Origin of the sequence: Halothece sp. PCC 7418 (assembly GCF_000317635.1) — a bacterium.
Lineage (GTDB): Bacteria > Cyanobacteriota > Cyanobacteriia > Cyanobacteriales > Rubidibacteraceae > Halothece.
In genome coordinates, this window is the sequence record NC_019779.1 from 2,040,965 (window position 1) to 2,055,317 (window position 14,353).

The window sequence follows — 14,353 nt, forward strand, 5'->3', positions numbered from 1 at the left end:
TCTGATTTAAAGCGATTGGCTTAATAACTCAGCGTAAATTTGATAAGCCTTAGTGCGAACTGATTCCACATTTGCTTGTTGAAATTGTTGTCGCAAGTGTTGTTGCAAGGCGATCCGTTCTGGGGCGGGACGACTCACGACTTTAGTCGATAACTCACCAAAGGCATTTTGGTAACCCGCATCAATGAGACGAAAACAGTGCCTAACATTAACTTTAGTATGCTCAAATTCTTCAAAATGGGTCTTATACCTTTCATTCACGCGACGAATCACGGCCCCATAGTCGCTTTTTAACTCGTCAAATGTCGCTAAAACCAATCCCTGACGATAAGGCATAATCAAACCATAAAAACTAATGTATTCCCGTAGGGCTTGCTTAACCGTCAGTCCTGGATCAAATCCACCCACTAAATAAGAGACAATCGTATCTTCGGGATCGCGAATTAAAACCAGAGTGGGAATTTTATTTTTCACTGCTGCAATGACTTGGGCTGCTGCATGGGTATGGTGACCGATTTTGACCTGACGTTGTTGAGCAAATTGAAACGCAACCTGAGCAAAGGTATTGCCACAACGAGGATAGGCTTCGATGACAATTTCTGTTTTTTTGTCTAACGGCTCTGGTGCTGCGGGTTCAGGTGCATTAGGATCAGCACAATATTTGCTGCGCCAGCGATTCCACCGCCAACGAGCAAGCGGTAAAAAGAAAAACGGATATTGACGACTCAAGGTTCGCAGTGGGTAATACAATTCAGGAGGAATTATCCGCCGAAGTAGATGTTGAGTTGCTTGATAGGCTTCGGTCTGAGTGTCAGTTTGTTTTTCCTTGGCTTGAAATAAATGAGTCATATATTTTCCAGAATGGTTTGTGCAAAACGTTGCGGTGAATTTTGAGCAGCAAACTGCTTCATTTGATTACAATCCCACTCTTGTGCAGGAGACTCTAATAGAAAGAGAGCCAATCCTTTGACAATTTCCTGAGGTTGAGTGGAATCGACCACTAAGCCCAACTGATGGCGACGGGTCATTTCTCCCATAAGCCCGTAATCAGAGGATAAAACTGGCTTTTGGGCAGCAGCAGCTAAGAGTAAAATGCCACTCATCCCCACGTGCTGCTGATAGATCGCTAAAACCACATCTGCCATTTGAAAATAGACGGGAACCTGTTGTTCACAGATAAATTTATACGTCTCAATCACTTGCACGGGTTGAACTTCACGAAGGGCTGCGATGTGAGCTTGGAGCTTGTTTTGCTCTTTTGGACTGGCTTTTCCCACAAATGCTAAGCATAATTTTTCGCAGAGGGATGAAGGTAACAAGTGAACGGCTTCTAAAAGCTGATAAATCCCTTTGCGCCTAGTCAAAGCCCCAAATAAAAGAAATACTTTCCGTCCCGACTCAACCCCTAAGGTTTCTCTTAAGTGATTAGACTCGAATCTAGTTGAATCAGGAATCACGACGGGATCTGATAAATGAATTACTTTCTGTTGTGGACAAAACTGATTGATCGCTTGCACCGCGAACGGATCAAGGGTGAATAAGGTTTGCAGGCGTGAGTTTTGTAAAGTCTTCCTTAAAAGCCATTTTTCCCGCCATTGTTGCAGTTGGCTTTTCCAAGTCTGTACATAGTTCGGGAACTTGGAATAATGCAAAGTCGGTCGAAAATAGATGCCAGAAAAACGACAGGGGGGTTTAGCGCCTAAGGCTAGTGGTAATTGATAGGGGTCAAAATACATGATTAAACAATGATTTGCCCCCAACTGCTCAACGTATTGACATAAAAGTTGCCACTCTTGCCATGCACGATGATGGCGACTGAGGCTTGAATGTCTTGGTTTGAGAGCAGTTTCTTCCGCTACCCGGATGGGGACAAAATTGATGTTTTTCTGGCTGTGGGCTGTTGCGACTACCTCACCATGAGCTTGTAAAAACTGAGGGGAGACAACAATATCTAAGTGCCCTTGCCATTGTTGTTCGCACCAGTATTGAACAAGATATTGAATATAAGCGGGATGATGCCCATAAATGGCGAGATCAAACAGGACTAGCTTCTGCGCTTGCCTATTTTTTTCCCGACTCGATTTTGGAATTTGAGTGTCAATTGTTTCGCTCAATTTAAACTGAATCCTCAAATGATAAATTATGATTGAAATTGAAGTCTTACTTCCTTCCTACAATTGTCATTCCTCGAAATAAGATCGGAAGACTGGCGATTTTTTTTCTTAAGCCAAAAGGCAACAACATCAAGATATTTTCACAGCCTTGAAATATCAATATCGTGAGAAAATTCAAAGGAATTTTGAAAGAAAGTTGCTGATGACTTTTATATAAACTCACTTGCGAGAAACCAACCTGTCGAAATAGTTGATAGAGTTCGGTTACCGTATATTCTTTAAGATGAAATCCCGTTGCCACTTCATCAAAATACTTAGAAATATCGTGAGGTCCCGATAAGCGATGGGGGGTAATACAGATATAAATCCCCCTCGGAGTTAAGGCTTGATAGATATTTTGCAGTTGCGCGAAGGCATCATCAGGATGAAGATGTTCCATCAATTGATGGCTGTAAGCAATATCGATGCTATTTTCAGGAACTGGGATACTACGACCATCAGAAATCATGAATTGAAAGTTAGGAGGAGAGTTAATATTTTTAGTAATTTCATTAGAAACATCAACGGCATAAACCTGTTTCACCTGTTTAGCAACGGCGATTGATAAACTACAATCCCCAGGACCGACTTCTAAAAATGTTAGATTTTCCCTCAAGAAAGGCTGGAGAAATTTCATCCGTTGAGTGACCAACCAAGCAACGGCTTCTGGGCTTGATTTCCGTGTCAGTTGCGGATGGAGAGGCACTTTTTGAAAGAGTTCATCGTAAAGACTCGTATATAAAGATTGTCTGTCTTCTAAAGTCGAGTTCCGCAATTTTTCAGCGAGTTCCTTTTCAATTTCATAATGTTCTTGAATTTGCTCTATATTTCTCTTTTCGTTTTTGGGGATTTTAATTTTTGTGTTGAGGGACATTGATCGTTTTCCTTTTTAATAAGTCTGACTTAACTGCTCCCACTCGCTCAAATTCTAAAAAAACGACGTTTCATTAGTTCTGGAATTTGCTTAACCAAGAGGGCGAAACGAGCGCGATCGCGCAGGATTTCCCTCAAGCCTAAAAACAATCCTTTCTCTTTGAGCGGTTGTATTGCACTATAGTAAGCAAGCTCTTGGTCAATTTGGGAGACGAATTGAGAGATAGACTGCAATAACTGAGGATTTTCATGCACTGCTGCTTGCGCTAAAAAATCTAAATTAGCATAGCGTTTTTGCTTTAACATTTTTAAGCGTTTGCCACTGGAAAGAGACCCAGAGCGCGATCGTCGATAATAATAGTAAGCCTCGGGAATAGTCACAAAGCGAGCCTGATTAATCAGACACATCATATACAAATGAAAATCAACAGTCGCTTGCAAAGATTCATGATACTTAAGATGATTTTGAAGTAAAAAATTACGTTTAATTAAAGGCTTAGTTAATCCAAGATGAGGACTTTTTCGTGCAGGCTTTCCATCCAATTCAATAAAAGTGACTGGATCAATCAATCGAACGCGATTAAAGTTCTCCTTGGCGACACAAAACAAACTTGCCACCACCTGTTCCCTATCATCTCCCACAAAATAGACATCATCAGCAACCAAGTCGGCGTTTTCACGATCAGCCACCTGCAAGAGCTTATGAATCCTTTCTGTTGCATACCAGTCATCTGCATCTAAAGGAGCAATCCATTCCCCTTGAGACTCGGTAAGAGCTCGATTACGGGTATAGCTAGTGCCTCGGTTATATTGATTCGTAAAAAGTTTAAGACGCTTGTCAGTAAAACGTTTGACCACCTCTGCTGTTTGATCAGTAGAACCATCATCAACGACAATCACTTCAATATTAGACTCATTTTGTTTTAAGGCAGATTCAATCGCTTGAGCAATATAGTTCTCGGCGTTATAGGCTGGAATATTAATCGATACCTTAGGATTCATCTTCGCAAGTTCCATATAGAATTCAATGAGTGACTTTTTCTAATCCCAAAAGATTAAGGTATTGTTGGGTTGCACTCTCCAAGCTAAACTGATCAAGCCATGAAGATGTTACTTTTTTCCGTGGGCTGCTTAATGCCTCCAAAATTGCTTCTGCTAAAGCGGAACTATTTCCCACTGGTATGAGCCAGCCATATTGACCATGATCTAGAATTTCTGCAGGTCCACTTTTGCAATTGGTAGAAATAACGGGAACTCCGACAGCCATTGCTTCAATCAATACAGTGGGTAATCCTTCCCAAGCTGACGACAAGACAAATACTGCTGCACGAGCCATATAAGCATAAGGATTATTCACATAGCCCAGTAAAGCGACATCTTTTTCTAAGCCTAATTCAGCGATTAAGGCTTCTAGTTGGGAGCGATGAGGTCCCCATCCCAAAATGACTAATCGCATCGGTTTGACGAGTCTCGCTTGAGCAAAGGCACGAATTAAGTTTGGGAAGTCTTTTTGCGCTTCTAACTTGCCAACACCAAGAATCACGGGTGGTTCTCCAGGCAGAAACCAAGGGTGATCTAAAGGTTGTGCTGCCTTCTCTAGTAGTTCAGGACTCACCACTGGATTATAAATGGCTTGAATCCGTTCTTGAGGTTGACCTGTGAAATGAGCGAGATCCTTGGCTGCTGCCTGAGAAACGGTGACAATACTATCAGCCCAAGGGTAAACATACCGTACAAAAAGCGGAATCAAGAGTTTCCTCATCCGAGTGGTCTGTCGAATCGCTTGAGAAATTGTGTTGTGCTCAGTGACAATGACTTGCGTCGGGACTTTAGCGAGACGTTTTGCCCACAAAGCAATCTCGTTTCCATAGTGCATCGCTGAAATAAGAGCGAAGGGCTGCTCTTGTTTAAGATATTTCGCTAAAGCAAAAGATTTTGCCAAAAATCCTGCTGCTTTTAAATCAATCAGTCGCACTGTTGAGGGAACTTTTTGCAAGTGAGGCCCCCAAGCCTGACCGAGCACTAAATCCACATCTATCCCTTGTTGAGTAATACCAGAAGCTAAATTAAGCATCACTCTCTCTGCTCCCCCACCACCAAGATTGCTAAGAAAAAGAGTAATACGCGGGGTGTCTTTGCGTTGAATTGGTTTTAATTCCATTCATTTAATCAAATAAACAATAAATCTGATCTAGATTCAAGGCATTTCCGAACTTCATTTGACATATTGACACTCAATTCTTTTTGCTGAATGCTTGCTGTTTGTAAGCGACTAATAATGCTTGATCGACTTGGTTCTTCTGTAATTAAGCTGAGTTTGTGCTGTATTTCTTCTTCAGAGTCTAGAGAAGAAATGAGACACTCCGAGCAACAATAATCTTCAAAGAGTTGATTATATTTATGACTCCAGCCTAGACCAAGACCAGGAACTCCTTGAGATAAAGCACTGATTAAGCCATGAAATCTCGAAGCAATGACCAGAGAACACTGACTTAATATCCCTTTGATCAATAAAGGATTCGGTTCGTTGATAATTTTTATTGCTTGTCCAACTTCTGTCTGTAATTGGGATGCTAATTCAAAGTCACTTCCTGTATCGTGTACTAAGATAAAAGGCTCTTGTTTTTTTCGTATTAATTCTTTGGTGCAGGTTACCAAAAAAAATAAGTAATTCTGCCTGATGTGTGCTGGTGTTTTATCAATCATTCTGGCACTGGGGATGATGCAGGGTTGATTGAACGGATGAGGAAGATAATCAGGAACTTTTCCTTTGACTAAGTTGGTAAAATCGGGAGCGATTTTGATATGTGAAGATTTCCCACCCAAGTTGATGAGGTGCTCATAAGAAATTTTATCTCTCGCAAAAATCAAGTCACTATTGTCTAAGACTTGTAAAAAGCTATTCTTCAGGCTTGGACTTTCAAAAGGGCCAAAGGCTTGAGGGAGTAGGATAATTTTTTTACCGCTTCTTTTTCCTTTTTTTGCTTCGTCTGCCATCATTTTGGTTAAACCTAACCCCCATTGTTCAGAGTAAGCAAAACCAGAAGCATCCAGAATTGCGTCAATCTCTGAATATGTAGTTACTCCATATAAATGGCGTATTTTTCTGGGGATGAGGTTAGCAAGCGTATCGATGAGGGGAGGGGAAAAAGAAATTTTAGAATCTAGCCATGCTAAAGAATAAAGTCCAGCTTGGGATTTTTGCTTAAAAGTTCCAGTCCGAGGGCGAACTGCTACGATATTCTCTTGATGCCAGTTAGATACCTGTTGTACAACGGTATTCATCATTAACTCAGCACCTTTATTTTTAAAGTTAATGCCTCTAAGTTCGACGATCATTGATGTTATAATTCCTCAGATGATTGAGTTACTTCCCCTGTGTTGAGTTCCAAGGGAAAGGTAAGATTGATAATATTTTTCTAGAAATGCGTTGAAATATTGAAGTCTTATTTTTGTGATATTCTTTCGTTAAAGATTGCATTTCTTTTTTAAAGAGTGAAAACTGATCTGCCTCGATAGCAGATTTAAAGGCGACGTGGCTTTTTTCAGCAATTAAAACTCTGAGTTTGTGAATTTTTCTTAATTGCTTACTCAGGTGAGAAAACTGAGCTTTCACTCGTTTCTGGGGTCTCCATTCTCCTGCGAGATCCTTTAAATACAAGCGATAAGCTAAACCTTCCCGTCGATGTCTGAGTCCCGCATCTTGCGATCGCGCAATCTCTTCAGCACTCAGACAGTCAAGTTGAAGTTGACCAGAAGTCATTCCTTTCTCAATCAGTTGCTGAATCAATCGGTGGCGTACAACAACAGCACTAGTCCCGTTACCGTCATTGATATACTGGGGAAGCCAAGCATCTCCAATTGCAACATCAGCCACTTCTGCTGTCACATCATCACAATAATCGCAAGCCTGGTATTTGAAAAAACCAAGACCATAATTGGTGCCAAAGAATTCTTGTACAATTCCCACTTTCGTGATTGCTTCTCCTGAATGATTAACTCCAATCATTTCCACTCCCTTTTCATTGGCTTTAGTATGGGGAAGTTTTTGGCGAAAATCAATTGAAGTCAGATTTCCAGGTGGAATTCCTCCTTGCCAAGCTAGCATATCGGCATATCTGGTACTTTTTAAATGTCCACAGATTATTCCGATGCAAAACTGGATTCGTTCTTGGAAGATCGGTTCTTGGAGAGAGAGTAGGCGTAAGGCTTTGATAAAACAAGGAACGCCTGTAATCGCATAGCGACCCGGATGATGTTTGATGTACTCTAAGACTTCAGACATTTCTATGGGATAATAGACCGATTTAGAGCCTGATCGAATATCACTAACGGAGTGAGCGACGGAGTAGCGGTATAGCATGGGATCAGATGCAGTGGGTCGATTGCGCTTAACCTGAATCACAGCATCAATTAACCCCTCATTAAACAGTTGGTAAAGAATCCATTTGGCGATTCCGCCAGAACTCCCACGTTGGCGAAAGTCTTTCTCTTTGACAAAACCAGCATACGTTGTGATGTAATATCCAATCTTGTCGTGATAAGTGGCTGAGGTGGCATAGAGTTTTTTACCAATCTGATCTTCATTGATGGCGTGATCAGAAAAAGGACAAACAGCAAGCACTTTTGCTTCTGAAGTTTGACGTTGGGAGTCGGGCTGGAAAGTAGCAGTAAAACAGCCCTGATCATTTAGTGTGATCGAGAAGGGGGAATTTTCTACTGCGCTGCAAGCTCCACAACCAATACAATATCCACCATTAATAACTGTTTTTAAGAGAGTAGTAGTTTCGCTAGTAAATTGATCGGTTGGCATAACTTTTGAGAACGACTAGAGTGTTTAGAGGTGAGATTTCTTAAATTTTTTTGATAGACAATTTCTGGGAACTGATTAAATATGCTTTCGTGATCAGTTTTCCTGTTGCCATCATTAATTCCTTGGCTAATTTTTTCCATTTCCAAGAAAACCACTTTCCGACTTGTAGATAGCAAAATACTTTTTCTGAGAAGCTCATGGGAACTCGTTGAATTGAGGCAAGTTGTTGGAACAATAATCCCCATTCGGGGAGCACAATTTTTCCTTTGTTTTTCGGATCGAACCAGATCGCAAGTTCTTCCCAACCTGCACTTTCTCGTGTTGCTCTTGATGTTTTTGGATGCCATCTGAAAAAGAAAAGATGTTCGGGGACTTCGTAGAACTCACCGAGAAGCATCAGTTCCATTAACAAAGCCAATTCTGACCAGACATAATTGCCAATTAATGGTGTTTTTTGCAGGGCCCTAACTCGAATCAACCCAAAAATGGGATTGGTGGACATAAAACTGCGCTGATACCATAAGCGATGATGCTGTTGAAAGCGCTGAGCCGGTGTTGGAGAGCGAAGGTTAAGACGATCAAGGATGCTTTTTCTAAGGGGTTTTCCTGATGCGTCAATGCGTGTTTCTGCCGTGTAACATAAGACAACGGAGGGAGCGCGATCGAGCACTGCAACACATCGCTCTAAATATTCTGGGGCAAGCAGATCGTCACCAGCAGCCCACTTAAAGTATTGTCCAGTTGCTAATTCAAATGTCCGATTATAATTGCGGGCAGCCCCTAAATTTTCCGAATTCCGAAAGTAACGGACGCGCTGGTCTTTAGCAAGATATTCTTGGCAAATTTCAGCCGTTTTATCAGTGGAGGCATTATCGGAAATAATAAGTTCAAATTCCTCAAAGGTTTGCGCCAAAATTGAGTCTAGGGTTTCTCTGAGAAATCGCTCGCCGTTATAAACGGGTAAACCGATACTGACACGGGGTTGATCAGGACTCATTTGTTTTTTCATCTTAATCAATGGTTAAGGGTTATCTTTCGCACTCTGCCAAAATCTCCTCATAGAGGGAGAGATAGCGCTCGGCTTGCCATTGCTTAGAAAATGCTTGCTTTGCTTTGTCACGGGCGTTAATACGAAGTTGATGGTGGCGATTGGCATCTTCTAAGATCCACTTGATGCCTTGGGCTAAATCCTCAATGTCAAACGGATTGGCTAAATAGCCATTATGTTGGTGGTCAACAATGTCTTTGACACCTGTTGCTGCAAAAGCAACCACTGGTGTTCCGCAAGCAAGGGCTTCGGAGGCGGTTTGTCCAAAGGCTTCCTGTTTTGAGGGCACGACCATGACATCAGCAGCAGAATAGGCTAAGACGAGGGAGAGATCATCGTGGAATTGACCGAGATAGTGAGTGGGAAATCCCAGATCTACTGGTGTTTTGGGTTGAGAACTTCCAAAAATCGCCAATTCCAGACGATCTGACCCCCCAGACTCGATTAGCTTTTGCAGTGCGGGTTGAAGTAAATGCAATCCTTTTCTGGGGTCGCTCGTGGTGCCTGGAGAAGCCCCAAAAAGAACAAGTTGCTGATCTGGGGGTAAATTTAGCAGTTTTCGCGCAATGGGTTGCTCGATGGGTTGGTAGGTTTCTAAATCGAGACCATGGGGAATGATTTCGATTCGGGAGTTTTGAAAGAGAGAGCTCGATCGCGCACACTGGGCAAGCCAACGACTGGGACTCACTAGGGTAAGATTGAGATTTTTCCAGACTTGCGCTTTCCGTCGCCAGACCCAACGGGATAAATCCCAACTCTTGTTACTGTTAAGTTGAGGACAAGCCCCACAAGCATCTGTATAACGGTTACAGTCTTGCGTATAATGACAGCCACCAGTGAAAGCCCACATATCGTGAAGCGTCCAGACCAAGGGGTGTTTCAATTGTGCTAAGGTTTCGATGGGTAAAAATCCGTTGCCAATCCAGTGCAAGTGAACAAGATCGGGATTGAGGGTTTTCACTTTTGCAGCAATAGCATTAGGAAACCATTGCGAGGAAAACAAAGCGCGATCGCGCTGCGGATAAAATCGTAAGGGTAAACTGCTCGATCGCGGTCCTAACTTGGTGAATAGGCTGCGATCAGCAATCACGCTTTGATCCGCACTATCTTTAGCTCGCACCAGCATCTGGGAGATAGCACCCCTCCCCTGTAAACTTTGATGGAGTCGATAGGCAGCACGGGCTGCACCACCATCAAGATCAGACGTACTTAAATGTAAAACTTTCATCGGGTCAAAAAAAGAGGTTCTGATCACGATTCAATCGTTAACCTCCAATGATGGGGTTGTTGAAGATGACGATTGAACCCTAAACTCATCAGTAACAGAGCAATACGAGTTTTCATATATATTTTGACGGGAGAATATCTAGGGGGAATCAATATTCCCTCCAGATCAGTTTGACGAATCACCGCTTGAGGACAGTAGTGACCCACAGTGAGATCCTGCAAAAAGATCAACTTTTTAGGTTGATAAGATTTAGGAAGTAAAAAAATGCCATAGACATGATGCCGACCGCGCCAGGGCTGAACGATTACCTTAATCGCAGGAATCGCTCTAATCTGGCTTTTAAATCGCAACCGAGTTAAACCGCTCATAAATTTTATAGGCTTGAGAATAAAGTGCTTTATTTTCTGGTCGAGAGAAATCACGAAGCAGTTTTTTCTTCAGTTCATTGCGATGTTGCGAAGGGCGACTGACTGACGTTTCAACACTCTGAATCTTTTTTTCTCTCTTAAACTTCATCGCTCTTTCTTCAATGCGATTAAAACATTGCTCAACATTTTCTTGCGTATGAACAAACTCTTCAAAACCAGTTCCAAACTTATCATTAACGGTCGAGATAATACCCCTCATATCACTGGTTACCGTTTCAAAATGGGCAACAACTATCCGATCTCTATAGGGAAGCAGTGGCGCGTAATAACGGCAATATCCTCTCAACATTCTCTTAATAGAAGCATAAGCATAGTCAAAAGAGTAATTATGAAGAATTAAAGATGTCGTCGCATATTTCGGTTCTCGAATTAGAACTAAAGTTGGTATATTTTTCTTGACAGCAGCAATAATTTGTGCTGGATCATGTCGATGATTTGCTACTTTCACATAATCGTTTTGAGCCAGCTTAAAGGCACTAACCGCAAAGGAATTAGCAGAGCGAGGGAAGCCATCAATAATAATATCTGTATCTCGCTCCAGCAGGCGACCTCCATAATCACCGCGAGCACTGAAACTATCTCTCCAGTGACTATAAGAAATATAGAAATCTGGATATTGTGCGAGAAACATATACAGATGATGACGCAATTCTCTGATGATATTTTTGACGAGTCGTGATTTTTTAAAGATTAAAGATGGGGAATCGTTGCTCATATCGCTTGTTTCCAAACCATGTTAGTTATTGTTATATCCAACAAATAAAGGGATCTGATAACTCGGAAGATCTTCAGTTAAGAAAACCTTAGTTTCACCATTGCGAATTTCTTTAACCTGAATCTGATAATTACGTTGAGCACTAGCAGCGCTGAGTGAATAAATCAGAGAGTGATTAGAATTTTCATTAACGAAAGCTGCTTGAGTTTTTTGTTCAGCATCCGTAAATTTTCGCACTGGATAAATAACCGTTCCTAGTAATTCAGTTTGACCGCCATTAGTGGTTTCAATAACCGATCCTTTCCCTTCTGTTTTTAGTCCGAGTATCCACAAATTACCGCCATTATTAGAAATTTTAGTGCGAGGATTACTCAGGGTTTCAATATTTAATTGTCTTGCCCAAACCTGCTGAGGATAATCTAAGTGTAATTCTGTTTGTACATCCTCCAAAAACAATTTTCCAGCTTCTTTTGAGTTCAGAAGTGAACCTTGTAATTGAGAATATTTGAGGGCTAATGTTCGAGGAGAGGCGTGCTGAATCGTTACTCTCTCATTCAGAATAAAACCCTCAATGATGAGGGGATCAGTGCTCTTATCTGTAATCTGAAAAACAACCTTCTCATTTTTAGGCGCACCCAAGCGAGACTCAAAACCAATAATTTTTTTGACTGTATCTGGAATATTAATGAATCCGCTCGTTGGATAGTCCCCTCTCGGAAAGTAAATGGTGGAGTGACCAGAATTCATAGCAGCTTGTACTGATGGATAATCCTTGACATTTGCCCAGTGATTCAAATTGTTATCATGGAAAACTGGTGTTTCCTCAATGGGAAGTTGGAGGGAATGTTTCGGCGCATCAAATAGGGAGTCAACCCGATCAAAAATATATTCACGATGGTATAAATCAGGAACAATATGATCCCAATTTTGAATTGCAGATTGATAGCCTTGTGCAGTGACATTTCTCGCATAAATATAGGCTCGATTATTAATGGCACTAACTGATGATGACCCCCCTTGAAACTCTCCATTTAACAAGATCGTCAAACCATTCCCGACATTATGAATCACGGGTACAGAATTATTACTTTTCAGATTACGAATGGCAATGGTATTACTGGTATTTTGAAGACCCACTTCATTTTGATTGCTCAGATTGATATTTTCAAATACCATCCCATACACAGAATGAAAAGTACGAATCCCAACATCAAATCCTTCAATTGATACATTTTTAATTAAGCTCGGACCAGGCCACTGTCTTAGCATTGATAGACCGATTCTTCCTTGCCCATCTTCAGATTTTATGGTGACATCTTTAATCGCTCCTCTATTATTCGAGATGTAATCAATTCCCACCGCACCTGGATTTCCACGTCCAGTATTGACTGTTAGATCACGGATATAGTTTCGGAAAGCAATATTCCCTGCTCTAGTGCGAATAACGGCTGCAGCAGCATCAGCCCTATAGGCGGGAAGGTTATCTTTTAATTTGATAATTGTGTTGTCTCTACCCTGTCCTTGAAAGGTGACGCAACATTGCATTCCTTCAGCAGGAAATTGCAGTGTATCGCTGACAAGATAAGTCCCTTTCGGAAAATAGATTAATTTCGGTCGATTATAGCTAGAATAAGGGGTAGCAAGTGCCTTTTGAATGGCTTGAGTATCGTCAGTTTTTCCATCTCCTTTTGCACCATAGTCTTGTTTGATATTAATCCAGCCGATATCATTGGGAAATTGTTTTTCTTGAGGAAGAGTAGGGGAATGATCTAGCAATTGACTCGTTTCCAGTAACTGATCATCTTCAGAATTGAAAGGAGAGGAGTATAGCGTTTCCGAAGCACAGCCACTGAGTAAAGAGATCAACACGAGCCCTAGACTTCGATAAATTAACTTGTTCGTCATCAGCAAGGGAGTTTTACGTGATATGGAGAGAAATTGTTGTGTGAAATAAGCTGAAAACTTAGATGCCAAACATGAGTCGAGCAAGAAATTTCTTCTTCATTAGGAAATCTGTAGCAACCCAACTGATCGCCAAAACCAGAATTGCAAACATTAATAAATTAGGGGTTGACATTCGGAAGATGGCTTCCGCATCAAGGCGATTTTCAATAATTTGAAAACTGTCCACAAAAAGAAGGTGGATGAGATAAATGCCAAAAGAACAGACACTGAGGTTTTTAATCATTGGATGTTGCGGTAGATAATGGGAGAGAGCAAGAGCTAACAGCAGAGCCGTATAGCCTCGACTCAGTTCATAAAGGGAGATAGGTAGCAGTTGTCCACCGAATAGATTAATCATTAGAAATAAGGCGAGAGTCGTCATTAAATAGAGGATTGTTTGATTTTGAAATGAGAGATTAATTTTGGGATGAGTGATCAAGGCTGCGATAAAAAGATAAGGTAAGCATCTGATCATAAAGGCAATTTCTACCAAGAGAATTCTTAAAAATTGATGATCTTCTAGTTCCCCCAAAAAAGGGATATTAAATAAAGACTGGAAAGCCAAACCAGAAGCATTATCAAAATAGTTTCCTGAGGTCAGGATGATCTGATAACCCACTAAACTCAAAAGACATAAAGCAATTAAATCGCTGATCCGCGTTTGCTGAGTGGTTAACCCTGAAATGGGTTTAATTAATAGAGTCCCTGAGAGCAAAAGGGGTAAAAAGTAAAGCTGGAAAGCAGCCCCGCCAAAAAAAATCAGCGCGATCGGATCATGAAATAATTGATTGAGATTATCAGATTCATTTTGTAGTAAATATTTTAAGGCTTTGTAGCTGACATAAATTCCCGTCCACACTAAATAGGGGAGCAACAGACGAATGAGTCTCGGTTTGATCTGAAATTCTCTCCCTGTTTGATAGATTTTTTGAAAGGCTAAGTAGAAAGAGGTTGCTAAAAAAAAAGGAACAGCAAAACCAGAAAATTCTAAGATCTTTGCCCAACTTGAGGAATGAGTTGGAATTCCTTCATCTGCATGAAGAATGATAACGCCAAATATGGCAAAACCTCGAAATAAATCAATCCCCGTCCATCTTGGAGAAGGATGCCTTTTATTAATTTTCATAGTCAGACAAACTGGTTTCTATAGC

13 protein-coding genes are annotated in these 14,353 nt (G+C 41.2%); all 13 read right to left on the bottom strand.

Annotated elements, in window-relative coordinates:
- Nucleotides 1-6: 6 nt before the first annotated feature.
- On the bottom strand, nucleotides 7-849 hold the full coding sequence (locus PCC7418_RS09255) for a hypothetical protein (protein ID WP_015225911.1): 843 nt from the start codon (nucleotides 847-849) through the stop codon (nucleotides 7-9).
- Nucleotides 846-2,114, bottom strand: a complete 1,269-nt coding sequence (locus PCC7418_RS09260) for a glycosyltransferase family 4 protein (RefSeq protein WP_015225912.1) — start codon at nucleotides 2,112-2,114, stop codon at nucleotides 846-848. The genes PCC7418_RS09255 and PCC7418_RS09260 overlap by 4 nt, the downstream gene beginning before the upstream one ends.
- 46 nt (nucleotides 2,115-2,160) lie before the next feature.
- The gene (locus tag PCC7418_RS09265; protein ID WP_015225913.1) at nucleotides 2,161-3,027 is read right to left on the bottom strand and encodes a bifunctional 2-polyprenyl-6-hydroxyphenol methylase/3-demethylubiquinol 3-O-methyltransferase UbiG; all 867 of its coding nucleotides are present in this window, start codon (nucleotides 3,025-3,027) and stop codon (nucleotides 2,161-2,163) included.
- A 47-nt stretch (nucleotides 3,028-3,074) separates the two neighbouring features.
- A complete protein-coding gene (locus tag PCC7418_RS09270; protein ID WP_015225914.1) occupies nucleotides 3,075-4,043 on the bottom strand; it encodes a glycosyltransferase family 2 protein in 969 nt (322 codons plus the stop codon).
- Nucleotides 4,044-4,050: 7 nt separating this feature from the next.
- Nucleotides 4,051-5,187 carry a glycosyltransferase gene (locus tag PCC7418_RS09275; protein WP_015225915.1) on the bottom strand — a complete coding sequence of 379 codons (1,137 nt, stop codon included), beginning with the start codon at nucleotides 5,185-5,187 and terminating at the stop codon, nucleotides 4,051-4,053.
- 8 nt (nucleotides 5,188-5,195) lie between these two features.
- Nucleotides 5,196-6,365: a polysaccharide pyruvyl transferase family protein gene (locus tag PCC7418_RS09280; RefSeq protein ID WP_015225916.1), complete on the bottom strand. Its 1,170-nt coding sequence runs from the start codon at nucleotides 6,363-6,365 to the stop codon at nucleotides 5,196-5,198.
- A gap of 28 nt (nucleotides 6,366-6,393) precedes the next feature.
- On the bottom strand, nucleotides 6,394-7,839 hold the full coding sequence (locus PCC7418_RS09285; RefSeq protein WP_015225917.1) for a Coenzyme F420 hydrogenase/dehydrogenase, beta subunit C-terminal domain: 1,446 nt from the start codon (nucleotides 7,837-7,839) through the stop codon (nucleotides 6,394-6,396).
- Between the two features lie 40 nt (nucleotides 7,840-7,879).
- Nucleotides 7,880-8,836: a glycosyltransferase family 2 protein gene (locus PCC7418_RS09290; protein WP_041596220.1), complete on the bottom strand. Its 957-nt coding sequence runs from the start codon at nucleotides 8,834-8,836 to the stop codon at nucleotides 7,880-7,882.
- Between the two features lie 31 nt (nucleotides 8,837-8,867).
- Nucleotides 8,868-10,142 carry a glycosyltransferase family 4 protein gene (locus PCC7418_RS09295; protein ID WP_315862155.1) on the bottom strand — a complete coding sequence of 425 codons (1,275 nt, stop codon included), beginning with the start codon at nucleotides 10,140-10,142 and terminating at the stop codon, nucleotides 8,868-8,870.
- On the bottom strand, nucleotides 10,139-10,483 hold the full coding sequence (locus PCC7418_RS09300) for a hypothetical protein (RefSeq protein WP_015225920.1): 345 nt from the start codon (nucleotides 10,481-10,483) through the stop codon (nucleotides 10,139-10,141). Before PCC7418_RS09300 ends, PCC7418_RS09295 begins: the two co-directional genes overlap by 4 nt.
- The gene (locus PCC7418_RS09305; RefSeq protein ID WP_015225921.1) at nucleotides 10,455-11,258 is read right to left on the bottom strand and encodes a hypothetical protein; all 804 of its coding nucleotides are present in this window, start codon (nucleotides 11,256-11,258) and stop codon (nucleotides 10,455-10,457) included. The genes PCC7418_RS09300 and PCC7418_RS09305 overlap by 29 nt, the downstream gene beginning before the upstream one ends.
- Before the next feature lie 21 nt (nucleotides 11,259-11,279).
- Nucleotides 11,280-13,127 carry a glycoside hydrolase family 55 protein gene (locus tag PCC7418_RS09310; RefSeq protein WP_171814899.1) on the bottom strand — a complete coding sequence of 616 codons (1,848 nt, stop codon included), beginning with the start codon at nucleotides 13,125-13,127 and terminating at the stop codon, nucleotides 11,280-11,282.
- A gap of 94 nt (nucleotides 13,128-13,221) precedes the next feature.
- Nucleotides 13,222-14,328 carry an acyltransferase gene (locus PCC7418_RS09315; protein WP_015225923.1) on the bottom strand — a complete coding sequence of 369 codons (1,107 nt, stop codon included), beginning with the start codon at nucleotides 14,326-14,328 and terminating at the stop codon, nucleotides 13,222-13,224.
- Nucleotides 14,329-14,353 lie beyond the last annotated feature (25 nt).

What these genes read in the sequence shown, in the direction of transcription:
- PCC7418_RS09255 (WP_015225911.1), bottom strand. Translation starts at nt 849, where the DNA reads ATGACTCATTTATTTCAAGCCAAGGAAAAACAAACTGACACTCAGACC.
- PCC7418_RS09275 (WP_015225915.1), bottom strand. Translation starts at nt 5,187, where the DNA reads ATGGAATTAAAACCAATTCAACGCAAAGACACCCCGCGTATTACTCTT.
- PCC7418_RS09315 (WP_015225923.1), bottom strand. Translation starts at nt 14,328, where the DNA reads ATGAAAATTAATAAAAGGCATCCTTCTCCAAGATGGACGGGGATTGAT.
- PCC7418_RS09265 (WP_015225913.1), bottom strand. Translation starts at nt 3,027, where the DNA reads ATGTCCCTCAACACAAAAATTAAAATCCCCAAAAACGAAAAGAGAAAT.
- PCC7418_RS09305 (WP_015225921.1), bottom strand. Translation starts at nt 11,258, where the DNA reads ATGAGCAACGATTCCCCATCTTTAATCTTTAAAAAATCACGACTCGTC.
- PCC7418_RS09285 (WP_015225917.1), bottom strand. Translation starts at nt 7,839, where the DNA reads ATGCCAACCGATCAATTTACTAGCGAAACTACTACTCTCTTAAAAACA.
- PCC7418_RS09270 (WP_015225914.1), bottom strand. Translation starts at nt 4,043, where the DNA reads ATGGAACTTGCGAAGATGAATCCTAAGGTATCGATTAATATTCCAGCC.
- PCC7418_RS09290 (WP_041596220.1), bottom strand. Translation starts at nt 8,836, where the DNA reads ATGAGTCCTGATCAACCCCGTGTCAGTATCGGTTTACCCGTTTATAAC.
- PCC7418_RS09300 (WP_015225920.1), bottom strand. Translation starts at nt 10,483, where the DNA reads ATGAGCGGTTTAACTCGGTTGCGATTTAAAAGCCAGATTAGAGCGATT.
- PCC7418_RS09280 (WP_015225916.1), bottom strand. Translation starts at nt 6,365, where the DNA reads ATGATCGTCGAACTTAGAGGCATTAACTTTAAAAATAAAGGTGCTGAG.